Origin of the sequence: Pseudomonas sp. 43(2021) (genome assembly GCF_017490805.1) — a bacterium.
Classification (GTDB): Bacteria; Pseudomonadota; Gammaproteobacteria; order Pseudomonadales; family Pseudomonadaceae; genus Aquipseudomonas.
In genome coordinates this window covers 12242-34930 of the sequence record NZ_JAFGYJ010000013.1, presented here as the reverse complement: position 1 = coordinate 34930, position 22689 = coordinate 12242, and the positions used below count along the sequence as shown (strand labels likewise).

Below are 22689 nucleotides of genomic sequence, written 5' to 3'. Positions count from 1 at the left end.
AAATTCATTACATGACTTGTATCAATAGAAATAAACAATGTATGTAGCAACAAAAAACCGGGCACTAGGCCCGGTTCTTTGTAGCAGACAGAACGTCTTACTCAGCAGCTTCTACAGCACCGCCGACCGGACGATCAACCAGCTCGACGTACGCCATAGGGGCGTTGTCGCCAGCGCGGAAACCGCACTTCAGGATGCGCAGGTAGCCGCCCTGACGGGTGGCGTAACGCTTGCCCAGGTCGTTGAACAGCTTGCCAACAGCGGACTTCGAACGGGTACGGTCGAAGGCCAGACGGCGGTTAGCTACGCTGTCTTCCTTGGCCAGGGTGATCAGCGGCTCGGCAACGCGGCGCAGTTCCTTGGCTTTCGGCAGGGTGGTTTTGATCAGCTCGTGCTCGATCAGCGACACTGCCATGTTCTGGAACATAGCCTTGCGGTGAGAGCTGGTACGGCTCAGGTGACGTCCACTTTTACGATGACGCATGATTCATTCCTTACCAAACACTACGTTCGGTGATTACGACGATCAGGCGGTCGCCTTGTCGTCTTTCTTAAGACTTGCAGGCGGCCAGTTGTCGAGGCGCATGCCGAGAGACAGACCACGAGAGGCCAGGACGTCCTTGATTTCAGTCAGGGACTTCTTGCCCAGGTTAGGAGTCTTCAACAGCTCTACTTCGGTACGCTGAATCAGGTCGCCGATGTAGTAGATGTTCTCCGCCTTGAGGCAGTTGGCCGAACGTACAGTCAGTTCCAGGTCGTCAACCGGACGCAGCAGGATCGGATCGATCTCGTCTTCCTGCTCGACTACGACAGGCTCGCTGTCACCTTTGAGGTCGACGAACGCGGCCAGCTGCTGTTGCAGGATGGTCGCAGCGCGGCGGATAGCCTCTTCAGGATCCAGGGTGCCGTTGGTTTCCAGATCAATGACCAGCTTGTCCAGGTTGGTACGCTGTTCAACACGGGCGTTCTCGACCACATAGGCGATACGACGCACCGGGCTGAACGAAGCGTCCAGCTGCAGACGGCCAATGCTACGGCTTTCGTCTTCGTCGGTTTGACGGGAGTCGGCCGGCTCGTAACCACGACCACGAGCTACAGTGAGCTTCATGTTCAGGGCGCCGTTCGACGCCAGGTTCGCGATTACGTGATCGGGGTTGACGATCTCGACATCGTGATCCAGCTGAATATCGGCAGCGGTAACCACCCCCGAACCCTTTTTCGACAAGGTCAGCGTAACTTCGTCACGACCGTGCAGTTTGATAGCCAGGCCTTTCAGGTTCAACAGGATTTCAATTACGTCTTCCTGAACACCTTCGATCGCGGAGTACTCGTGGAGTACGCCGTCGATCTCGGCCTCGACTACTGCACAGCCAGGCATGGAGGACAACAGGATGCGGCGCAGCGCGTTGCCCAGGGTATGGCCGAAGCCACGCTCGAGAGGCTCGAGCGTGATCTTGGCGCGGGTCGGACTGACTACCTGCACATCAATGTGGCGGGGAGTCAGGAACTCATTTACCGAAATCTGCATGGATGCACCTATTTTCTAGCCCTTACTTGGAGTAGAGCTCGACAATCAGGTTCTCGTTGATGTCGGCAGACAGGTCGCTGCGAGCAGGAACGTTCTTGAAAACGCCCGACTTTTTAGCAGCATCCACATCAACCCACTCAACGCGGCCACGCTGGGCGCACAGTTCAAGGGCTTGAACAATGCGCAGCTGGTTCAGCGACTTCTCGCGAACCGCGACCACGTCACCCGGACGAACTTGGTAGGATGGAATGTTTACAGTCTTACCGTTGACGCTGATCGCTTTGTGCGAAACCAGCTGACGGGACTCGGAACGAGTCGAGCCGAAGCCCATACGGTAGACGACGTTATCCAGACGGCACTCGAGCAGTTGCAGCAGGTTTTCACCGGTTGCGCCTTTTTTCGAGGCTGCAGCCTGGTAGTAACCGCGGAACTGACGCTCCAGAACACCGTAGATACGACGAACTTTTTGCTTCTCGCGCAGCTGGGTGCCGTAGTCGGACTGACGGCCACGGCGCTGGCCGTGGATACCTGGGGCTGCTTCGATGTTGCACTTCGATTCCAGAGCGCGAACGCCGCTCTTCAGGAACAGGTCAGTGCCTTCACGACGAGACAGTTTGCATTTTGGACCAATGTAACGTGCCATTTATCTGTCTCCTGATTACACGCGACGCTTCTTCGGCGGACGGCACCCGTTGTGCGGGATTGGCGTCACGTCGGTGATGCTGGCGATCTTGTAGCCGCAGCTGTTCAGTGCACGAACGGCGGACTCACGACCTGGACCTGGACCCTTGACGTTTACGTCGAGGTTCTTCAGACCGTATTCCAGCGCAGCTTGACCAGCACGCTCAGCAGCAATCTGGGCTGCGAACGGGGTGGATTTGCGCGAACCACGGAAACCCGAACCACCGGAGGTCGCCCAGGACAAAGCGTTGCCCTGACGGTCGGTGATGGTCACGATGGTGTTGTTGAAAGAGGCATGGATGTGGGCGATGCCATCAACCACTGTCTTTTTGACTTTCTTACGAGGACGAGCAGCAGGTTTTGCCATGTCTATATTCCTGGGCGATTACTTGCGGATCGGCTTACGCGGGCCCTTACGGGTGCGTGCGTTGGTCTTGGTGCGCTGACCGCGAACCGGCAGACCTTTACGATGACGCAGGCCGCGGTAGCAACCCAGGTCCATCAAGCGCTTGATCTTCATGTTGATGTCACGACGCAGGTCACCTTCGGTGGTGAACTTCGCGACTTCGCCACGCAGGGTTTCGATTTGCTCGTCGCTCAGATCCTTGATCTTAGCGGCTGGGTTTACACCAGCGTCTGCACAGATCTTCTGTGCAGTAGTGCGACCGACACCATAGATGTAGGTCAGCGAGATAACAGCATGCTTGTTATCTGGAATGTTGACGCCTGCAATACGGGCCATTCAGTGGGACTCCAATTGACAGCTACCTACGCCCCGGAAGCCAAGAAATAGGGCGCGAGATAATATCGCTGTAGAAACGAATAATCAACCCAGCAGCACACTAGCTGCTGGGTTTGAAGCGCAGATCACACTCAGCCTTGGCGCTGTTTGTGACGCGGTTCCGCGCTGCAGATCACTCGTACGACGCCTTCGCGACGGATGATCTTGCAGTTACGGCACAGCTTTTTCACCGATGCACGAACTTTCATTACCGACTCCTCGAACCTTAGGGGCGTATCAGCGCAGCAGACCGCTGCCACCGTAGCCTTTCAGGTTGGCTTTCTTCATCAGGGATTCGTACTGGTGCGAAACGAGGTGCGATTGTACTTGGGACATGAAGTCCATCACAACCACTACCACAATCAGCAACGAGGTCCCGCCAAGGTAGAACGGCACATTTGCTGCCACCACCAGGAACTGGGGCAGAAGGCAGACGGCCATCATGTAAAGAGCACCGAACATGGTCAGACGGGTCAGAACGCCATCAATGTAGCGTGCCGACTGCTCACCAGGACGGATACCCGGAATAAAGGCACCGGACTTCTTCAGGTTTTCCGCTACGTCTTTCGGATTGAACATCAGCGCTGTGTAGAAGAAGCAGAAGAAAATGATCCCTGCACTAAACAGCAAAATGTTCAACGGCTGACCAGGAGCGATCGACTGCGAGATGTCCTGCAGCCAGCCCATACCTTCGGACTGACCGAACCAGGCACCCAGCGAAGCCGGGAACAGCAGAATGCTGCTCGCGAAAATGGCCGGGATGACCCCCGCCATGTTCACTTTCAGCGGCAAGTGGCTGGTCTGCGCAGCGAAGACCTTGCGGCCCTGCTGACGCTTGGCGTAGTGAACGGCGATACGACGCTGACCACGCTCAATGAACACCACGAAGCCGATAATCGCTACTGCCAGCAAACCGATAGCGACCAGGGCGAAAATATTGATATCGCCTGTGCGCGCAGACTCGAAAGACTGCCCGATTGCTCTCGGAAGACCGGCAACGATACCTGCGAAGATCAACATCGAGATACCGTTGCCCACACCGCGCTCGGTGATCTGCTCGCCCAGCCACATCATGAACATCGCGCCTGCCACGAAGGTGGAGACGGCGACGACATGGAAGCCCAGACCTACAGAAAACGCCACGCCCTGGTTGGCCAGGCCAATGGACATGCCAATGGCTTGAACCAGTGCCAGGATAACGGTGCCGTAGCGGGTGTACTGGCTGATCTTGCGACGGCCAGCTTCACCTTCCTTCTTCAACTGCTCCAGTTGCGGGCTGACCGCCGTCATCAGCTGCATGATGATCGATGCCGAGATGTACGGCATGATCCCCAGTGCAAAGATGCTCATGCGCTCGAGCGCGCCACCGGAAAACATGTTGAACAAGCTAAGAATGGTCCCCTCATTCTGCCGAAACAGATCCGCCAGACGGTCCGGATTGATGCCAGGAACCGGGATATGCGCACCTATCCGATAGACGATGATCGCCATGAACAGAAAGCGCAGACGAGCCCAGAGTTCCGACATCCCGCCCTTACCGAGCGAAGAGAGAGCACCTTGCTTAGCCATTTATTCCTCGAACTTGCCGCCAGCTGCTTCGATAGCCGCACGCGCACCCTTGGTGGCTGCGATACCCTTGATGGTGACTGCGCGAGTGACTTCGCCAGACAGCATGATTTTCACGCGCTGTACGTTCTGGCCGATCACGTTGGCATCCTTCAGGGATTGCACGGAGATCACGTCGCCTTCCACCTTGGCCAGCTCGGACAGACGCACTTCGGCGCGGTCCATGGCTTTCAGGGAAACGAAGCCGAACTTCGGCAGACGACGGTGCAGCGGCTGTTGACCGCCTTCGAAGCCAGGAGCGATCGAACCACCCGAACGGGAAGTCTGACCTTTGTGGCCACGGCCGCCGGTCTTACCCAGACCGCTACCGATACCACGACCTGGACGATGCTTCTCGCGACGGGAACCCGGCGCTGGACTCAGATCATTGAGTTTCATCGATTAACCCTCGACCTTCAGCATGTAGTAAGCCTTGTTGATCATCCCGCGGTTTTCGGGAGTATCCTGGACTTCTACAGTGTGACCGATGCGACGCAGACCCAGGCCTTTAACGCACAGCTTGTGGTTAGGCAGACGGCCCGAGACGCTCTTGATCAGCGTTACTTTTACGGTTGCCATGATCAGAAGATCTCCTCGACGCTCTTGCCGCGCTTGGCAGCAATGGATTCAGGAGATTGCATGGCTTTCAGACCCTTGAAGGTGGCGTAAACCACGTTCACTGGGTTGGTCGAACCGTAGCACTTGGCCAGAACGTTCTGAACACCAGCAACTTCCAGGACAGCACGCATTGCGCCACCGGCGATGATACCGGTACCTTCCGAGGCAGGCTGCATGTAAACCTTCGAGGCGCCGTGGGCAGCCTTGGTGGCGTACTGCAGGGTGGTGCCCTTCAGGTCAACCTGGATCATGTTGCGGCGAGCAGCTTCCATGGCCTTCTGGATCGCGGCAGGTACTTCGCGCGACTTGCCACGGCCGAAGCCAACACGACCTTTACCATCACCTACCACGGTCAGCGCGGTGAAGGTGAAGATACGGCCGCCTTTTACGGTTTTGGCAACGCGGTTAACTTGAACCAGCTTCTCGATGTAGCCTTCGTCGCGCTTTTGATCGTTATTTGCCATAACTTAGAACTCCAGCCCGCCTTCACGAGCAGCATCAGCCAGCGCTTTGACGCGGCCATGGTACTTGAAGCCGGAACGGTCAAAGGCAACTTGAGATACACCGGCGGCTTTCGCACGCTCAGCTACCAGCTTGCCAACCTTAGTGGCCGCGTCGATGTTGCCAGTGGCGCCATCACGCAGTTCTTTGTCCAAGGTCGAGGCGCTTGCCAGAACCTTGCTGCCGTCGGCCGAAATGACCTGGGCGTAGATGTGCTGCGAGGAGCGGAACACGCACAGGCGCACGACTTCGAGTTCGTGCATCTTGAGACGTGCTTTGCGAGCGCGACGCAGTCGAGTAACTTTTTTGTCGGTCATTTGCTAGGCCCTACTTCTTCTTGGCTTCTTTACGACGGACTACTTCGTCCGCGTAACGCACACCCTTGCCTTTGTAAGGCTCTGGCGGACGGAAGTCGCGGATTTCAGCGGCCACCTGACCCACCAGCTGCTTGTCGATACCCTTGATCAGGATGTCGGTCTGGCTTGGGGTTTCAGCGGTGATACCGGCTGGCAGTTCGTAGTCCACTGGGTGCGAGAAGCCCAGGGCCAGGTTCAGGACGGTGCCCTTGGCCTGTGCCTTGTAACCAACACCGACCAGCTGGAGCTTGCGCTCGAAGCCTTGGCTTACGCCCTGGACCATGTTGTTCACCAGAGCGCGGGTGGTACCGGCCATGGCGCGAGCTTGCTGGTCACCGTTACGAGCGACGAAACGCAGCTCGCCAGACTCTTCGGTAACTTCAACAGACGAGTGAACGTTCAGTTCGAGAGTGCCTTTGGCACCCTTCACCGAAAGCTGCTGGCCGGCGAATTTGACTTCGACACCTGCTGGCAGCTTAACGGGGTTCTTAGCGACGCGAGACATGCCTATCTCCCCTTAGAACACTGTGCACAGAACTTCGCCGCCGACACCGGCAGCGCGCGCAGCGCGATCAGTCATCACACCTTTGTTGGTGGAGACGATAGACACGCCCAGACCGCCACGTACTTTCGGCAGTTCTGCGACGGACTTGTACTGGCGCAGGCCTGGACGGCTGGAGCGCTTCAGTTCCTCGATGACCGGACGGCCTTCGAAGTACTTCAGTTCGATCGACAGGGAAGGCTTGGCCTCACCAGTTACCTGGTAGCCGGCGATGTAACCTTCGTCTTTCAGAACTTTGGCAACCGCGACCTTCAGGGTGGAGGAAGGCATGCTTACGACGGACTTTTCAGCCATCTGGGCATTACGGATGCGAGTTAGCATGTCCGCTAACGGGTCCTGCATACTCATGGGCTAGATGCTCCTGATACAAGAATTATTAGCCTTGCGGCTATCACAACCACCCGAGCGGACAGGGCAAAAAACCCAGGCTCAGGTGAGCCGGTCATTCTAGACACAAGGCAGAAACGAAACAAGCCCCATATAGGGGCTTGTTTGTTGGCGAAGTCACCGGCGGTCGGAAGATTGCTCCCCTTCCGCCGGGATCCTGCCTGCAGCGATTACCAGGAGGCCTTGACCAGACCTGGTACGTCACCGCGCATTGCAGCTTGACGCAGCATGTTACGGCCCAGGCCGAACTTACGGTATACACCGTGAGGACGACCGGTCAGGCGGCAACGGTTGCGCAGACGCGAGGCGCTGGCATCACGTGGCTGCTTCTGCAGGGCGACAACGGCAGCGAAACGCTCTTCAGGAGAGGCGTTCAGGTTGACGATGGTCGCTTTCAGCTCGGCACGCTTTTTGGCGTACTTGGCTACCGTGAGCTGACGCTTCAGCTCGCGGTTTTTCATGCTCTTCTTGGCCATTTTCCTACTCCAATCAGTTGCGGAACGGGAACTTGAAAGCACGCAGCAGAGCGCGGCCTTCGTCGTCCGAACGAGCAGTGGTGGTCAGGGTGATGTCCAAACCGCGCAGAGCATCGATCTTGTCGTAGTCGATTTCCGGGAAGATGATCTGCTCTTTCACACCCATGCTGTAGTTGCCACGGCCATCGAAGGACTTGGCATTCAGGCCGCGGAAGTCGCGAACCCGAGGCAGGGAGATCGCCAGCAGGCGGTCCAGGAATTCGTACATCTTGTCGCGACGCAGGGTCACCTTGACGCCGATCGGCCAGCCTTCACGGACTTTGAAGCCCGCGATGGATTTACGAGCGAAAGTCACGACCGGCTTTTGACCGGTGATCTTTTCCAGGTCGGCAACAGCGTGCTCGATGACTTTCTTGTCGCCGATCGCTTCGCCCAGACCCATGTTCAGGGTGATCTTGGTAACGCGCGGAACTTCCATCACGTTCGACAGCTTAAGTTCTTCCTTAAGCTTAGGAGCGATTTCGTTCCGGTAAATCTCTTTCAGTCGTGCCATGGTCTTCTACCTAGCAGTGTTCAAGCATCAACCGCTTTTTGGGTCGACTTGAAGACACGAATTTTTTTACCGTCTTCTACTTTGAAACCAACGCGGTCAGCCTTGTTGGTTTCGCCGTTGAAGATGGCAACGTTGGAAGCGTGCAGAGGCGCTTCTTTTTCGACGATACCGCCCTGTACGCCCGCCATCGGGTTAGGCTTGGTATGACGCTTGACCAGGTTCACGCCACCAACAACCAGACGGTTATCAGCCAGAACCTTCAGCACCTTACCGCGCTTACCTTTGTCTTTGCCGGCGATCACGATGATCTCGTCGTCACGACGAATCTTTTGCATGTCGGATCTCCTTACAGCACTTCAGGGGCGAGCGAGACGATCTTCATGAACTTCTCGGTACGAAGTTCACGGGTCACTGGCCCGAAGATGCGAGTGCCGATCGGCTCTTGCTTGTTGTTCAGCAGAACAGCAGCGTTGCCGTCGAAACGAATGATGGAACCGTCAGCGCGACGAACACCGTGACGGGTACGCACGACAACAGCAGTCATCACTTGGCCTTTCTTGACCTTACCGCGCGGAATTGCTTCCTTGACGGTTACCTTGATGATGTCACCGATGCCGGCGTAACGGCGGTGCGAACCGCCGAGAACCTTGATGCACATGACGCGACGAGCGCCGCTGTTATCGGCCACATCGAGCATGGATTGAGTCTGAATCATAAAATTTCTCCGACCCTTCGCCCTTAGACTTCAACAGCGCGTTCGAGGACTTCAACCAGTGCCCAGGACTTGGTCTTGGCCAGCGGACGGGTTTCACGGATGGAAACCTTGTCGCCGATCTTGCACTGGTTGGCTTCGTCGTGCGCGTGCAGCTTAGTCGAACGCTTAACGTATTTACCGTAGATCGGGTGCTTGACGCGACGCTCGATCAGAACGGTGATGGTCTTGTCCATTTTGTCGCTGACGACACGGCCAGTCAGCGTACGGACGGTTTTTTCAGCTTCAGCCATGATCACTTACCTGCCTGCTGGTTGAGCACAGTTTTCACGCGAGCGATGTCACGCTTAACTTGCGAGAGCAGGTGCGACTGCCCCAACTGGCCAGTTGCTTTCTGCATACGCAGATTGAACTGGTCGCGCAGCAAGCCGAGCAGTTGCTCATTCAGTTGCTGTGCCGATTTTTCACGAAGTTCATTCGCTTTCATCACATCACCGTCCGCTTAACAAAGGAGGTGGCGAGAGGCAGCTTTGCAGCAGCCAGGGCGAAAGCTTCGCGCGCCAGCTCTTCAGAAACACCCTCGATTTCATACAGGACTTTGCCTGGCTGAATCTGGGCAACCCAGTATTCCACGGAACCCTTACCTTTACCCATACGAACCTCGAGAGGCTTCTTGGAGATCGGCTTGTCCGGGAACACACGGATCCAGATCTTGCCGCCACGTTTTACGTGACGGGTCAGCGCACGACGTGCGGACTCGATCTGGCGAGCGGTGAGGCGACCGCGAGCAACAGCTTTCAGGGCGAATTCGCCGAAGCTGACTTTGCTACCGCGCAGTGCCAGACCACGGTTGTGGCCGGTCATCTGCTTGCGGAATTTTGTACGCTTTGGTTGCAACATTTGGCGTACCCCTTACTTAGCAGCTTTTTTACGAGGCGCTGGTGCTTGTGGTTTCAGCTCTTCTTGGCGACCACCAATTACTTCGCCTTTGAAGATCCAAACCTTCACACCGATCACACCGTAAGTGGTGTGAGCTTCGTAGGTGTTGTAGTCGATATCGGCACGCAGGGTGTGCAGAGGCACACGACCTTCGCGATACCACTCGGTACGAGCAATCTCAGCACCGCCGAGACGACCGCTCACCTGGATCTTGATGCCCTTGGCACCAATACGCATGGCGTTCTGCACGGCGCGCTTCATGGCGCGACGGAACATTACGCGGCGTTCCAGCTGCTGAGCTACGCTCTGCGCAACCAGCATAGCGTCGAGTTCCGGCTTGCGGATCTCTTCGATGTTGATGTGCACAGGCACACCCATCTGCTTGGTCAGGTCCTGACGCAGCTTCTCGACATCTTCACCTTTCTTCCCGATAACGATACCTGGACGAGCGGTGTGGATGGTGATGCGTGCAGTTTGAGCCGGACGATGAATATCGATACGGCTTACGGACGCGCTTTTTAGTTTGTCCTGGAGGTACTCACGCGTTTTCAGATCCTTCAACAGGTAATCTGCGTAAGTAGCACCGTCTGCGTACCAGACGGAGGTGTGCTCCTTGACGATTCCCAGGCGAATGCCAGTGGGATGTACTTTCTGACCCATCTGATCGACTCCGTTACTTGTCCGCAACCTTGACAGTGATATGGCAAGACCGCTTGACGATGCGATCAGCACGGCCTTTGGCACGTGGCATGATGCGCTTCAGCGAACGCCCTTCGTTGACGAAGACGGTGGAGACCTTCAGGTCATCAACGTCTGCGCCTTCGTTGTGTTCGGCGTTGGCTACGGCCGACTCGAGGACTTTCTTCATGATTTCAGCGGCTTTTTTGCTGCTGAAGGCCAACAGGTTGAGCGCTTCGCCCACCTTCTTCCCGCGGATCTGGTCGGCGACCAAGCGGGCTTTCTGGGCGGAGATGCGAGCGCCCGACAACTTAGCGGCTACTTCCATTTCCTTACCCCTTAACGCTTGGCTTTCTTGTCAGCCACGTGCCCGCGGTAGGTGCGGGTACCGGCGAACTCGCCCAGTTTGTGGCCGACCATGTCTTCGTTCACCAGAACTGGGACATGTTGACGACCGTTGTGTACCGCGATGGTCAGACCGACCATTTGTGGCAGGATCATCGAACGGCGCGACCAGGTTTTAACTGGCTTGCGATCGTTCTTCTCCACCGCCACTTCGACCTTCTTCAACAGGTGAAGATCGATAAAAGGACCTTTTTTCAGAGAACGTGGCACTGTCGTATCCCTCTAGTTACTTGCGACGACGGACGATCATGTTGTCGGTACGCTTATTACCACGGGTCTTCGCACCCTTGGTTGGGAAGCCCCATGGCGATACCGGATGACGACCACCGGAGGTACGACCTTCACCACCACCATGTGGGTGGTCAACCGGGTTCATGGCAACACCACGAACGGTTGGGCGAACGCCGCGCCAGCGTTTGGCACCAGCTTTACCCAGCGAACGCAGGCTGTGCTCGGAGTTCGAGACTTCGCCCAGGGTCGCACGGCACTCAGCCAGGACTTTACGCATTTCACCAGAGCGCAGACGCAGGGTCACGTAGACACCTTCGCGAGCGATCAGCTGAGCCGAAGCACCAGCGGAACGAGCGATCTGAGCACCTTTACCCGGCTTCAGTTCGATGCCGTGAATGGTGCTACCTACTGGAATGTTGCGCAGCTGCAGGGAGTTACCGGCCTTGATTGGGGCCAGGGCACCTGCGATCAGCTGGTCGCCAGCGCTCACGCCTTTAGGGGCGATGATGTAGCGACGCTCACCGTCTGCGTAGCACAGCAGGGCGATGTGAGCAGTACGGTTCGGGTCGTATTCGATACGCTCGACAGTGGCTGGGATGCCATCTTTGTCGTTGCGACGGAAGTCGACCAGACGGTAATGCTGCTTGTGACCACCACCAACGTGACGAGTGGTAATGCGGCCATTGTTGTTACGACCACCAGACTTCGATTTTTTCTCGATCAGCGGTGCGTGAGGAGCGCCTTTGTGCAGCTCCTGGTTGACCACCTTGACCACGAAACGGCGGCCAGGGGAAGTCGGTTTGCATTTAACGATTGCCATGATGCACCCCTTCCTTACTCAGCACTGCTGCTGAAATCGAGATCTTGGCCTGGCTGAAGGGAGACGATCGCCTTCTTCCAGTCATTACGCTTGCCCAGACCACGTGCGGTACGCTTGGTTTTACCCAGAACGTTAACAGTCGACACGTTTTCAACTTTTACGTTGAACAGGCCTTCGACAGCTTTCTTGATTTCCAGCTTGGTTGCATCGGTAGCAACCTTGAATACGAACTGGCCTTTTTTCTCAGCCAGAACGGTAGCCTTCTCGGAAACGTGCGGGCCAAGGAGGACTTTGAATACGCGTTCCTGGTTCATCCCAGCAGCTCCTCGAATTTCTTCACGGCCGAGACAGTGATCAACACTTTCTCGTATGCGATCAGACTGACCGGGTCGGAACCTTGTACGTCACGTACATCGACGTGCGGCAGGTTGCGAGCAGCCAGGTACAGGTTCTGATCAACAGCGTCGGAAACGATCAGTACGTCGTTCAGACCCATGCCGTTCAGCTTGTTCAGCAGGTCTTTGGTTTTCGGCGCTTCAACAGCGAAGTCCTGAACCACGACCAGACGGTCGCTACGCACCAGCTCAGCGAGGATGGAGCGCAGGGCTGCGCGGTACATCTTCTTGTTGAGCTTCTGCGAGTGATCTTGAGGGCGAGCTGCGAAGGTTACACCACCGCCACGCCAGATCGGACCACGAGTGGTACCAGCACGAGCACGGCCAGTACCCTTCTGACGCCATGGGCGCTTACCGCCACCAGCCACGTCGGAACGGGTCTTCTGCTGCTTGGTGCCCTGACGGCCGCCGGCCATGTAGGCCACGACTGCTTGGTGTACCAGCGTCTCGTTGAATTCGCCACCGAAAGTCAGTTCGGAAACTTCGATCGCCTGAGCGTCATTTACATTGAGTTGCATGTCAGTTTCCCCTTAACCGCGAGCCTTGACAGCTGGACGTACAACCACGTCGCCGCCAGTAGCGCCTGGAACGGCACCCTTGACCAGCAGCAGGTTGCGTTCAGCGTCTACGCGAACTACTTCCAGGGACTGAACAGTCACGCGCTCGGCGCCCATGTGACCGGACATTTTCTTGCCCTTGAACACACGACCAGGAGTCTGGCACTGGCCGATGGAACCTGGGACACGGTGCGACACGGAGTTACCGTGGGTATTGTCCTGGCCACGGAAGTTCCAGCGCTTGATGGTACCGGCGAAGCCTTTACCTTTGGACTGACCAGTAACGTCTACCAGCTGGCCTGCAGTGAAGAGTTCAGCTTTGATCAGATCGCCAGCCTGGAAATCGCCTTCTTCAAGACGGAACTCCCAGACACCGCGACCAGCGGCAACGTTGGCCTTGGCGAAGTGACCTGCCTGAGCGGCAGTCACACGCGAAGCACGACGCTCGCCGACAGTGACTTGCACTGCACGGTAGCCATCGGTTTCTTCAGTTTTGAACTGGGTGACGCGATTCGGCTCGATCTCGATGACCGTGACCGGAATGGAGACACCTTCTTCGGTGAAAATGCGGGTCATACCGCATTTGCGACCGATTACACCAATAGTCATGTTGTAAACCTCATGAGTGTACGGGGCTTTCACCCGCTATGGCCGCCCATTTCAGAGCGTTACACGACTAGACCGAAGTCTTAGCCGAGGCTGATCTGTACTTCCACACCTGCCGCCAGATCAAGCTTCATCAGCGCATCAACGGTTTTATCCGTTGGCTGGACGATGTCCAGAACACGCTTATGAGTGCGGATCTCGTACTGGTCACGCGCGTCTTTGTTGACGTGCGGGGAAACCAGAACGGTGAAACGCTCTTTGCGGGTAGGCAGTGGAATTGGACCACGCACTTGTGCACCAGTACGTTTCGCGGTTTCCACGATTTCCTGGGTGGATTGGTCGATCAGGCGATGGTCGAAAGCCTTCAACCTGATACGGATTTGCTGATTTTGCATTGGATTTCAGACTCCAGGCTGTTCCCAACGGACGCACTACGCCCGCTAAAAGGAGGCGTGATTCTATAGACGCCCCCATTTAGTGTCAACCCAATAAAAAAAACCCCCGCTGAGCGGGGGTTTTTTCAATCGGTCGAGTGATTACTCGATGATTTTGGCTACGACGCCGGCGCCGACGGTACGACCGCCTTCACGGATAGCGAAGCGCAGACCGTCTTCCATTGCGATGGTCTTGATCAGGGTGACAGTCATCTGAATGTTGTCACCTGGCATTACCATTTCAACGCCTTCCGGCAGTTCGCAGTTACCGGTCACGTCAGTGGTACGGAAGTAGAACTGAGGACGGTAGCCTTTGAAGAACGGAGTGTGACGACCGCCTTCTTCCTTCGACAGAACGTAGACTTCTGCGGTGAACTTGGTGTGCGGCTTGACCGAACCTGGCTTGACCAGAACCTGGCCACGCTCAACGTCGTCACGCTTGGTACCACGCAGCAGAACGCCGCAGTTCTCGCCAGCACGGCCTTCATCCAGCAGCTTGCGGAACATTTCGACACCGGTGCAGGTGGTGGTCGAAGTTTCACGCAGACCAACGATTTCCAGCGGATCCTGAACGCGGACGATACCACGCTCGATACGACCGGTAACAACGGTACCACGACCCGAGATCGAGAATACGTCTTCGATCGGCATCAGGAACGGCTGGTCAACGGCACGAACTGGCTCAGGGATGTAGGCATCCAGAGTTTCTACCAGCTTCTTGACAGCGGTAGTACCCATTTCGTTGTCGTCTTTGCCTTCCAGGGCCATACGAGCCGAACCGATGATGATCGGGGTGTCGTCGCCTGGGAAGTCGTAGGTGGACAGCAGGTCGCGAACTTCCATCTCGACCAGTTCCAGCAGCTCAGCGTCGTCTACCAGGTCAGCCTTGTTCAGGAAGACCACGATGTAAGGAACGCCTACCTGACGGGACAGCAGGATGTGCTCACGGGTTTGTGGCATCGGACCATCGGCGGCCGAGCAAACCAGGATCGCGCCGTCCATCTGGGCAGCACCGGTGATCATGTTCTTCACGTAGTCAGCGTGACCTGGGCAGTCAACGTGAGCGTAGTGACGAATGTTCGAGTTGTACTCGACGTGAGCGGTGTTGATGGTGATACCGCGCGCTTTTTCTTCCGGAGCCGAGTCGATCTTGTCGAACTCAACGACTGCCGAACCGAAAACTTCGGAGCAGACGCGAGTCAGAGCTGCGGTCAGAGTGGTCTTACCGTGGTCAACGTGGCCGATGGTGCCGACGTTAACGTGGGGAAGGGAACGATCAAATTTTTCTTTAGCCACGACAGTGAACCTCTTGCCTAAAGGGGATTAGCCTTGTTTTTTAACGAGTGCTTCGACGATGTTCGACGGAGCTTCGGCGTATTTGGAGAATTCCATGGAGTAGCTTGCGCGACCCTGAGACATGGAACGAACGTCGGTTGCGTAACCGAACATCTCTCCGAGCGGAACTTCAGCGCGGACGACACGGCCAGAGACCGACTCATCCATACCCTGGACCAGACCACGACGACGGTTCAGGTCACCCATCACGTCACCCAGGTAGTCTTCCGGGGTTACAACTTCGACCTTCATGATCGGCTCGAGAACCACGCCACCGCCCTTCTGGGCCAGTTGCTTGGTTGCCATCGAAGCGGCGATCTTGAACGCCATTTCGTTGGAGTCGACGTCGTGGTACGAACCATCGAATACCGCGGCCTTCAGGCCGATCAGAGGATAACCGGCAACAACGCCGTTTTTCATCTGCTCTTCGATACCCTTCTGGATCGCAGGGATGTATTCCTTAGGAATTACACCACCAACGACTTCGTTGGAGAACACCAGACCTTCGGTGATGTTGCCCTTGTCGTCCTGCTCTGGCTCCGAGAAACGGATCCAGCAGTGACCGAACTGACCACGACCGCCCGACTGGCGAACGAACTTGCCTTCGATCTCGACACCGGACTTGGTGATCTTCTCGCGGTACGAAACCTGCGGCTTGCCGATGTTGGCCTCAACGTTGAATTCACGCTTCATGCGGTCAACGATGATGTCCAGGTGCAGCTCACCCATACCGGAGATGATGGTCTGGCCAGTCTCTTCGTCGGTCTTGACGCGGAACGACGGGTCTTCCTGAGCCAGTTTGCCCAGAGCGATACCCATCTTTTCCTGGTCCTGCTTGGTCTTCGGCTCGACAGACAGCGAAATCACTGGCTCCGGGAAGTCCATGCGCTCAAGGATGATTGGCTTGTCAGCGTCGCACAGGGTTTCACCAGTGGTAACGTCCTTCATGCCGATCAGGGCCGCGATGTCGCCAGCGCGCACTTCCTTGATCTCTTCACGCTGGTTGGCGTGCATCTGCACCATACGACCAACGCGCTCTTTCTTGCCTTTGACCGAGTTGATGACCGAGTCACCAGAGGTCAGAACGCCCGAGTAAACGCGAACGAAGGTCAGGGTACCTACGAACGGGTCGGTAGCGATCTTGAACGCCAAGGCCGAGAACGGCTCTGCGTCGTCAGCGTGACGCTCGTCCTGCTGCGCTTCGGTGATTTCATCCTTCGGCACTTCGGCCAGATCAGGGTGGATACCCTTGATCGCAGGAATCTCGGTCGGAGCAGGCAGGAAGTCGATAACGGCGTCGAGAACCAGGGGAACGCCCTTGTTCTTGAACGACGAACCGCAGACAGCCGGAACGATCTCGCTGGCCAGGGTACGCGCGCGCAGACCGGCCTTGATGTCTTCGACGGACAGGTCACCTTCTTCAAGGTACTTGTTCATCAGCTCTTCGTTGGCTTCGGCGGCAGCTTCAACCATGTTGTTGCGCCATTCGTTAGCCAGGTCGACCATATCCGCAGGAATTTCTTCCTCGCGGTAGGTGGTGCCCTTGTCGTCTTCGTTCCAGTAGATGGCTTTCATCTTGATCAGGTCAACCTGACCCTGGAAGTCGTCTTCTGCACCGATAGCCAGCTGGACCGGAACCGGGGTGTGACCCAGGCGGTTCTTGATCTGGCCGACAACGCGCAGGAAGTTGGCACCAGCACGGTCCATCTTGTTCACGTAGACAACACGTGGAACGCCGTACTTGTTGGCCTGACGCCATACGGTTTCGGACTGCGGCTCAACGCCGGAGGTACCGCAGAACACAACGACCGCGCCGTCGAGTACACGCAGCGAACGCTCTACTTCAATGGTGAAGTCAACGTGGCCGGGGGTATCGATGACGTTTACGCGGTAGTTGTCATACTGACCACGGGAACCTTTCCAGAAGGTGGTAACGGCAGCGGAGGTAATGGTGATACCGCGCTCCTGCTCCTGCACCATCCAGTCGGTGGTCGCGGCGCCGTCGTGCACCTCGCCCATCTTGTGGCTCAGACCTGTGTAGAACAGGATCCGCTCGGTAGTGGTAGTCTTGCCCGCGTCAACGTGGGCGCAGATACCGATGTTACGGTAGCGGTTAATTGCTGTAGTACGAGCCATAAAGCCCTCGCAAAATGATTGATGCTTGAATTAGAAGCGGTAGTGCGAGAACGCTTTGTTGGCCTCGGCCATACGGTGCACGTCTTCACGCTTCTTGACTGCAGCACCCTTGCCTTCAGCAGCATCCAGCAGCTCGCCGGCCAGGCGCAGAGCCATCGACTTCTCGCCGCGCTTGCGGGCGTAGTCTACGAGCCAGCGCATTGCCAGAGCGTTACGACGGGATGGACGAACTTCAACCGGAACCTGGTAAGTGGCACCGCCGACACGACGGGACTTAACTTCGACCAGCGGAGCGATGGCGTCGAGAGCTTTCTCGAAGATTTCCAGGGGGTCGCTGTTCTTGCGGGCTTTGACGGTATCCAGGGCACCGTAAACGATGCGCTCGGCTACAGCCTTCTTGCCGCTTTCCATCACGTGGTTCATGAACTTGGCGAGAATCTGGGATCCGTACTTCGGATCGTCAAGGATCTCACGTTTTGCTGCTACACGACGTCTTGGCATGATAAGCCCTCAAACGGTCTTCAGGTTAGCCCGGGACCAGGTCTTTCGACCCCTGCCCGACCTTACTCTTATCGACTCAAATAAATGGATGTCTGCAAACGACCGATTACTTCGGACGCTTGGTACCGTACTTCGAACGACCCTGGTTACGGCCTTTAACGCCCGAAGTATCCAGAGAGCCGCGAACGGTGTGGTAACGAACACCTGGCAAGTCTTTTACACGGCCGCCACGGATCAGGACGACGCTGTGCTCTTGCAGGTTGTGGCCTTCACCACCGATGTACGAGGAAACCTCGAAACCGTTGGTCAGACGCACACGGCATACTTTACGCAGTGCCGAGTTAGGTTTTTTCGGCGTGGTGGTGTACACGCGGGTGCACACGCCACGACGCTGCGGGCAGTTCTGCAGCGCAGGAACGTCGGACTTCTCGACCGAACGCTTACGCGGCTGACGTACCAGCTGGTTGATAGTTGCCATCTACTAGCTCCACTGATTGTCTTGCGACTCTATTGTCTTGCAAGAAAGCCAAAAATTGGCGAGACGGAGCCTCACCAAATTTAAGGGTACAAAAGTCTAAAGAGGATCTTGCACCCAGTCAAGACGAGGCCCCGGCCCTCCCCGTCCGATCATCGGCAACATTTCATGTCATCGATGACCGTTCGGGGCTTGCCGGGGCCCTGCCCTGTACTTAGTTACCGCTGGAATTCAGCGCTTCGGTCAGTGCGGCTTCCACCTCACTGGCGCTCACACGCAGCGGTTTGTCGGCATCACGGCGACGCTTGCGCTCGCTGTGGTAGGCCAGACCAGTACCGGCCGGGATCAGACGACCCACGACCACGTTCTCTTTCAGGCCGCGCAGGTAGTCGCGCTTGCCGGTTACCGCCGCTTCGGTCAGTACGCGGGTGGTTTCCTGGAAGGAAGCCGCGGAGATGAACGACTCGGTCGACAGCGACGCCTTGGTGATACCCAGCAGCACGCGGGTGAACTTGGAGACGAACTTGTCCTCGGCGGCGAGACGCTCGTTCTCTACCAGTACCTGGGTCAGTTCCATCTGGTCGCCCTTGATGAAGCTGGAATCGCCCGACTCGGAGATCTCGACCTTGCGCAGCATCTGACGCAGGATGGTCTCGATGTGCTTGTCGTTGATCTTAACGCCTTGCAGACGGTAAACGTCCTGGATCTCGTTGACGATGTACTTCGCCAGCGCGCTCACACCCAGCAGACGCAGGATGTCGTGCGGATCGCTCGGGCCGTCGGAGATAACTTCGCCGCGGTTTACCTGTTCGCCTTCGAAGACGTTCAGGTGGCGCCACTTCGGAATCAGCTCTTCGTACGGATCGCTACCGTCGGTCGGGGTGATGACCAGACGACGCTTGCCCTTGGTCTCCTTACCGAACGCGATGGTGCCGCTGACTTCAGCCAGAATCGAGGCTTCTTTCGGACGGCGCGCTTCGAACAGGTCGGCAACGCGCGGCAGACCACCGGTGATGTCACGGGTCTTCGACGTTTCTTGCGGGATACGCGCGATAACGTCACCAACACCGATCTGGGCACCGTCAGCCACACCGACGAGGGCGTTGGCCGGCAGGAAGTACTGGGCAGGTACGTCGGTACCTGGCAGGTACAGGTCCTTGCCAGAAGCGTCGACCATCTTGATCGCCGGACGGATTTCCTTACCAGCGGCAGGGCGATCCTTGACGTCCAGAACTTCAATGTTGGTCAAACCGGTCAATTCGTCGGTCTGACGCTTGATGGTGATGCCTTCTTCCATGCCCACGAAGGTCACGGTACCTTTCAGTTCGGTAACGATCGGGTGGGTGTGCGGGTCCCACTTGGCGACGATGGCGCCAGCTTCGACCTTGTCACCTTCCTTGACCGAAATCACCGCACCGTAAGGCAGCTTGTAGCGCTCACGCTCACGACCGAACTCGTCGGCAATGGCCAACTCGCCCGAACGCGATACGGCAACAAGGTTGCCATCAGCACGCTCTACCTGCTTCAGGTTGTGCAGACGCACCATACCGCCGTTCTTCACCTGGACGCTGTCGGCAGCCGAGGTACGGCTCGCAGCACCACCGATGTGGAACGTACGCATGGTCAGCTGGGTACCCGGCTCACCGATCGACTGGGCAGCGATAACGCCGACAGCTTCACCGATGTTCACCTGGTGACCGCGAGCCAGGTCACGACCGTAGCACTTGGCGCAGATGCCGTAGCGGGTTTCGCAGTTGATCGGCGAACGCACGACCACTTCGTCGATGCTGTTCAGCTCGATGAACTCGACCCACTTCTCGTCAACCAGGGTACCGGCCGGAACGATGACGTCCTCGGTGCCTGGCTTGAACACGTCACGGGCGATGACACGACCCAGTACACGCTCACCCAGCGGCTCTACAACGTCGCCGCCTTCGATGTGCGGGGTCATCAGCAGGCCCTGGTCGGTGCCGCAGTCGATCTCGGTAACCACCAGATCCTGGGCAACGTCTACCAGACGACGAGTCAGGTAACCGGAGTTCGCAGTCTTCAGTGCGGTATCCGCCAGACCCTTACGAGCACCGTGGGTCGAAATGAAGTACTGCAGAACGCTCAGACCTTCACGGAAGTTCGCGGTGATCGGCGTCTCGATGATGGAGCCGTCCGGCTTGGCCATCAGGCCACGCATACCGGCCAGCTGACGGATCTGGGCTGCCGAACCACGCGCACCAGAGTCAGCCATCATGTACATCGAGTTGAAGGACTCTTGCTCGACTTCCTTGCCTTCGCGGTCGATGACCTTCTCTTTCGAGAGGTTGGCCATCATCGCCTTGGACACTTCGTCGTTCGCCTTCGACCACAAGTCGATGACCTTGTTGTACTTCTCGCCCTGGGTTACCAGGCCGGAGGCGTACTGACTCTCGATTTCCTTCACTTCGTCGGTAGCGGTACCGATGATGCGGGCTTTCTCGTCCGGGATAACGAAGTCGTTAACACCGATGGAAACGCCGGAAATGGTCGAGTAAGCGAAACCGGTGTACATCAGCTGGTCAGCGAAGATAACGGTCTCTTTCAGACCAACCACGCGGTAGCACTGGTTGATCAGCTTGGAGATCGCCTTCTTCTTCATCGGCTGGTTGACCACGTCGTACGGCAGGCCTGCCGGTACAACCTGGAACAGCAGCGCACGGCCGACGGTGGTGTCGACGATGCGGGTGTTCTTGACCACGGAACCGTCACGCTCTTTCACGGTTTCGTTGATACGAACCTTGATTTTCGCGTGCAGGGCAGCCTCGCCGGCGCGGAATACGCGGTCGACTTCCTGCAGGTCGGCGAACACGCGACCTTCGCCCTTGGCGTTGATGGCTTCACGGGTCATGTAGTACAGACCCAGTACCACGTCCTGCGACGGAACGATGATTGGCTCACCGTTGGCTGGCGACAGGATGTTGTTGGTCGACATCATCAGCGCACGCGCTTCGAGCTGGGCTTCCAGGGTCAGCGGCACGTGAACGGCCATCTGGTCACCGTCGAAGTCGGCGTTGTACGCGGCACAGACCAGCGGGTGCAGCTGGATAGCCTTACCTTCGATCAGAACCGGTTCAAAGGCCTGGATACCCAGACGGTGCAGGGTCGGTGCACGGTTGAGCAGCACGGGGTGTTCGCGGATCACCTCGGCGAGCACGTCCCACACCTCTGGCAGCTCGCGCTCGACCATCTTCTTGGCAGCCTTGATGGTGGTCGCCAGACCACGCATTTCCAGCTTGCCGAAAATGAACGGCTTGAACAGCTCGAGGGCCATCTTCTTCGGCAGACCGCACTGGTGCAGACGCAGGGTCGGGCCTACGGTAATTACCGAACGGCCGGAGTAGTCCACACGCTTACCGAGCAGGTTCTGACGGAAGCGACCTTGCTTACCTTTGATCATGTCGGCCAGGGACTTCAGCGGACGCTTGTTCGAGCCAGTGATGGCGCGACCGCGACGGCCGTTGTCCAGCAGGGCGTCGACCGCTTCCTGCAGCATGCGCTTTTCGTTGCGCACGATGATGTCCGGCGCCGACAGATCCAGCAGGCGCTTCAGACGGTTGTTACGGTTGATCACCCGACGATACAGGTCGTTCAGGTCGGAGGTCGCGAAGCGGCCACCATCCAGCGGAACCAGCGGACGCAGGTCCGGCGGCAGCACTGGCAGGACGGTCAGGACCATCCACTCAGGCAGGTTGCCCGAGCCCTGGAACGCTTCCATCAGCTTCAGGCGCTTGGACAGCTTCTTGATCTTGGTTTCCGAGTTGGTCTGCGGAATTTCTTCGCGCAGGCGACCGATCTCGTGCTCCAGGTCGATAGCATGCAGCAGCTCGCGAACAGCCTCGGCACCCATGCGGGCGTCGAAGTCGTCACCGAACTCTTCCAGCGCTTCGAAGTACTGCTCGTCGTTCAGCAGCTGGCCCTTTTCCAGGGTGGTCATGCCCGGATCGATAACGACGTAGCTCTCGAAGTAGAGCACGCGCTCGATGTCACGCAGGGTCATGTCCATCAGCAGGCCGATACGGGACGGCAGCGATTTCAGGAACCAGATGTGGGCAACCGGCGAGGCCAGCTCGATGTGCGCCATGCGCTCACGACGAACTTTTGCCAGGGCAACTTCAACGCCGCACTTCTCGCAGATCACGCCGCGGTGCTTGAGGCGCTTGTACTTGCCGCACAGGCACTCGTAGTCCTTGACTGGGCCAAAGATCTTGGCGCAGAACAGGCCGTCACGCTCAGGCTTGAACGTACGGTAGTTGATGGTTTCCGGCTTCTTAACTTCACCGAACGACCACGAACGGATCATTTCAGGCGACGCCAGACCGATGCGGATGGCGTCGAACTCTTCGACTTGACCCTGGTTTTTCAGCAAATTCAGTAGGTCTTTCAAGGC

33 protein-coding genes are annotated in these 22689 nt (G+C 57.3%); all 33 read right to left on the bottom strand.

Annotation, left to right across the window (positions count from 1 at the left end):
- Positions 1-97: 97 nt before the first annotated feature.
- The 33 genes from rplQ to rpoC all read right to left on the bottom strand — a co-directional run bounded on the left by rplQ (position 98) and on the right by rpoC (position 22686).
- Positions 98-484 carry a 50S ribosomal protein L17 gene (gene rplQ / locus J5M71_RS13260; protein WP_003255451.1) on the bottom strand — a complete coding sequence of 129 codons (387 nt, stop codon included), beginning with the start codon at positions 482-484 and terminating at the stop codon, positions 98-100.
- Positions 485-526: 42 nt separating this feature from the next.
- A complete protein-coding gene (gene rpoA, locus J5M71_RS13255) occupies positions 527-1528 on the bottom strand; it encodes a DNA-directed RNA polymerase subunit alpha (RefSeq protein WP_003255452.1) in 1002 nt (333 codons plus the stop codon).
- 22 nt (positions 1529-1550) lie between these two features.
- Positions 1551-2171, bottom strand: a complete 621-nt coding sequence (gene rpsD / locus J5M71_RS13250) for a 30S ribosomal protein S4 (protein ID WP_003257114.1) — start codon at positions 2169-2171, stop codon at positions 1551-1553.
- A 15-nt stretch (positions 2172-2186) separates the two neighbouring features.
- Positions 2187-2576: a 30S ribosomal protein S11 gene (rpsK, locus tag J5M71_RS13245; protein ID WP_003255454.1), complete on the bottom strand. Its 390-nt coding sequence runs from the start codon at positions 2574-2576 to the stop codon at positions 2187-2189.
- An 18-nt stretch (positions 2577-2594) separates the two neighbouring features.
- The gene (gene rpsM / locus J5M71_RS13240) at positions 2595-2951 is read right to left on the bottom strand and encodes a 30S ribosomal protein S13 (RefSeq protein WP_003257112.1); all 357 of its coding nucleotides are present in this window, start codon (positions 2949-2951) and stop codon (positions 2595-2597) included.
- A gap of 131 nt (positions 2952-3082) precedes the next feature.
- On the bottom strand, positions 3083-3199 hold the full coding sequence (gene rpmJ / locus J5M71_RS13235) for a 50S ribosomal protein L36 (RefSeq protein WP_002555468.1): 117 nt from the start codon (positions 3197-3199) through the stop codon (positions 3083-3085).
- A gap of 28 nt (positions 3200-3227) precedes the next feature.
- A complete protein-coding gene (gene secY / locus J5M71_RS13230) occupies positions 3228-4559 on the bottom strand; it encodes a preprotein translocase subunit SecY (RefSeq protein ID WP_003257108.1) in 1332 nt (443 codons plus the stop codon).
- A complete protein-coding gene (gene rplO / locus J5M71_RS13225; RefSeq protein WP_003257107.1) occupies positions 4560-4994 on the bottom strand; it encodes a 50S ribosomal protein L15 in 435 nt (144 codons plus the stop codon).
- 3 nt (positions 4995-4997) lie between these two features.
- Positions 4998-5174 carry a 50S ribosomal protein L30 gene (gene rpmD, locus J5M71_RS13220; protein WP_003255463.1) on the bottom strand — a complete coding sequence of 59 codons (177 nt, stop codon included), beginning with the start codon at positions 5172-5174 and terminating at the stop codon, positions 4998-5000.
- A gap of 2 nt (positions 5175-5176) precedes the next feature.
- The gene (rpsE, locus tag J5M71_RS13215) at positions 5177-5677 is read right to left on the bottom strand and encodes a 30S ribosomal protein S5 (RefSeq protein WP_003255465.1); all 501 of its coding nucleotides are present in this window, start codon (positions 5675-5677) and stop codon (positions 5177-5179) included.
- A gap of 3 nt (positions 5678-5680) precedes the next feature.
- Entirely contained in the window at positions 5681-6031 is a 351-nt protein-coding gene (gene rplR / locus J5M71_RS13210; RefSeq protein ID WP_009397496.1) for a 50S ribosomal protein L18, read from the bottom strand.
- A 10-nt stretch (positions 6032-6041) separates the two neighbouring features.
- Positions 6042-6575: a 50S ribosomal protein L6 gene (gene rplF / locus J5M71_RS13205; RefSeq protein WP_009681972.1), complete on the bottom strand. Its 534-nt coding sequence runs from the start codon at positions 6573-6575 to the stop codon at positions 6042-6044.
- Positions 6576-6587: 12 nt separating this feature from the next.
- Positions 6588-6980, bottom strand: coding sequence for a 30S ribosomal protein S8 (gene rpsH, locus J5M71_RS13200; protein WP_009681971.1), 393 nt, complete (start codon positions 6978-6980; stop codon positions 6588-6590).
- A 209-nt stretch (positions 6981-7189) separates the two neighbouring features.
- Positions 7190-7495, bottom strand: coding sequence for a 30S ribosomal protein S14 (rpsN, locus tag J5M71_RS13195; RefSeq protein WP_013970638.1), 306 nt, complete (start codon positions 7493-7495; stop codon positions 7190-7192).
- Between the two features lie 13 nt (positions 7496-7508).
- Positions 7509-8048: a 50S ribosomal protein L5 gene (rplE, locus tag J5M71_RS13190; RefSeq protein WP_003257095.1), complete on the bottom strand. Its 540-nt coding sequence runs from the start codon at positions 8046-8048 to the stop codon at positions 7509-7511.
- A 20-nt stretch (positions 8049-8068) separates the two neighbouring features.
- Entirely contained in the window at positions 8069-8383 is a 315-nt protein-coding gene (rplX, locus tag J5M71_RS13185; RefSeq protein WP_013970637.1) for a 50S ribosomal protein L24, read from the bottom strand.
- A gap of 11 nt (positions 8384-8394) precedes the next feature.
- Positions 8395-8763: a 50S ribosomal protein L14 gene (gene rplN, locus J5M71_RS13180; protein ID WP_002555479.1), complete on the bottom strand. Its 369-nt coding sequence runs from the start codon at positions 8761-8763 to the stop codon at positions 8395-8397.
- Between the two features lie 23 nt (positions 8764-8786).
- Positions 8787-9053 carry a 30S ribosomal protein S17 gene (gene rpsQ, locus J5M71_RS13175; protein WP_003255478.1) on the bottom strand — a complete coding sequence of 89 codons (267 nt, stop codon included), beginning with the start codon at positions 9051-9053 and terminating at the stop codon, positions 8787-8789.
- A 2-nt stretch (positions 9054-9055) separates the two neighbouring features.
- Positions 9056-9247 carry a 50S ribosomal protein L29 gene (rpmC, locus tag J5M71_RS13170; RefSeq protein ID WP_002555481.1) on the bottom strand — a complete coding sequence of 64 codons (192 nt, stop codon included), beginning with the start codon at positions 9245-9247 and terminating at the stop codon, positions 9056-9058.
- Positions 9247-9660 carry a 50S ribosomal protein L16 gene (gene rplP, locus J5M71_RS13165; RefSeq protein WP_003255479.1) on the bottom strand — a complete coding sequence of 138 codons (414 nt, stop codon included), beginning with the start codon at positions 9658-9660 and terminating at the stop codon, positions 9247-9249. The genes rpmC and rplP overlap by 1 nt, the downstream gene beginning before the upstream one ends.
- A gap of 12 nt (positions 9661-9672) precedes the next feature.
- Positions 9673-10359 (bottom strand): 30S ribosomal protein S3, encoded by a 687-nt coding sequence (rpsC, locus tag J5M71_RS13160; protein WP_003255481.1) that lies wholly within the window; start codon positions 10357-10359, stop codon positions 9673-9675.
- A gap of 13 nt (positions 10360-10372) precedes the next feature.
- The gene (gene rplV / locus J5M71_RS13155; RefSeq protein ID WP_003103908.1) at positions 10373-10705 is read right to left on the bottom strand and encodes a 50S ribosomal protein L22; all 333 of its coding nucleotides are present in this window, start codon (positions 10703-10705) and stop codon (positions 10373-10375) included.
- 11 nt (positions 10706-10716) lie between these two features.
- The gene (gene rpsS / locus J5M71_RS13150) at positions 10717-10992 is read right to left on the bottom strand and encodes a 30S ribosomal protein S19 (protein WP_003255482.1); all 276 of its coding nucleotides are present in this window, start codon (positions 10990-10992) and stop codon (positions 10717-10719) included.
- A 16-nt stretch (positions 10993-11008) separates the two neighbouring features.
- On the bottom strand, positions 11009-11833 hold the full coding sequence (gene rplB, locus J5M71_RS13145) for a 50S ribosomal protein L2 (protein ID WP_015268750.1): 825 nt from the start codon (positions 11831-11833) through the stop codon (positions 11009-11011).
- A 14-nt stretch (positions 11834-11847) separates the two neighbouring features.
- Entirely contained in the window at positions 11848-12147 is a 300-nt protein-coding gene (rplW, locus tag J5M71_RS13140) for a 50S ribosomal protein L23 (RefSeq protein ID WP_003255484.1), read from the bottom strand.
- On the bottom strand, positions 12144-12746 hold the full coding sequence (rplD, locus tag J5M71_RS13135) for a 50S ribosomal protein L4 (protein ID WP_008089819.1): 603 nt from the start codon (positions 12744-12746) through the stop codon (positions 12144-12146). Before rplD ends, rplW begins: the two co-directional genes overlap by 4 nt.
- Before the next feature lie 12 nt (positions 12747-12758).
- Positions 12759-13394: a 50S ribosomal protein L3 gene (gene rplC, locus J5M71_RS13130; protein ID WP_003257089.1), complete on the bottom strand. Its 636-nt coding sequence runs from the start codon at positions 13392-13394 to the stop codon at positions 12759-12761.
- A gap of 80 nt (positions 13395-13474) precedes the next feature.
- Positions 13475-13786: a 30S ribosomal protein S10 gene (rpsJ, locus tag J5M71_RS13125; protein WP_003186070.1), complete on the bottom strand. Its 312-nt coding sequence runs from the start codon at positions 13784-13786 to the stop codon at positions 13475-13477.
- 141 nt (positions 13787-13927) lie between these two features.
- Entirely contained in the window at positions 13928-15121 is a 1194-nt protein-coding gene (tuf, locus tag J5M71_RS13120; protein WP_023382632.1) for an elongation factor Tu, read from the bottom strand.
- Between the two features lie 27 nt (positions 15122-15148).
- A complete protein-coding gene (fusA, locus tag J5M71_RS13115) occupies positions 15149-17296 on the bottom strand; it encodes an elongation factor G (RefSeq protein ID WP_061551336.1) in 2148 nt (715 codons plus the stop codon).
- 30 nt (positions 17297-17326) lie between these two features.
- Positions 17327-17797 (bottom strand): 30S ribosomal protein S7, encoded by a 471-nt coding sequence (rpsG, locus tag J5M71_RS13110; protein WP_003246741.1) that lies wholly within the window; start codon positions 17795-17797, stop codon positions 17327-17329.
- Between the two features lie 106 nt (positions 17798-17903).
- Entirely contained in the window at positions 17904-18275 is a 372-nt protein-coding gene (rpsL, locus tag J5M71_RS13105; protein ID WP_003255492.1) for a 30S ribosomal protein S12, read from the bottom strand.
- A gap of 211 nt (positions 18276-18486) precedes the next feature.
- Positions 18487-22686, bottom strand: a complete 4200-nt coding sequence (gene rpoC / locus J5M71_RS13100; protein ID WP_063911036.1) for a DNA-directed RNA polymerase subunit beta' — start codon at positions 22684-22686, stop codon at positions 18487-18489.
- Positions 22687-22689: the final 3 nt, after the last annotated feature.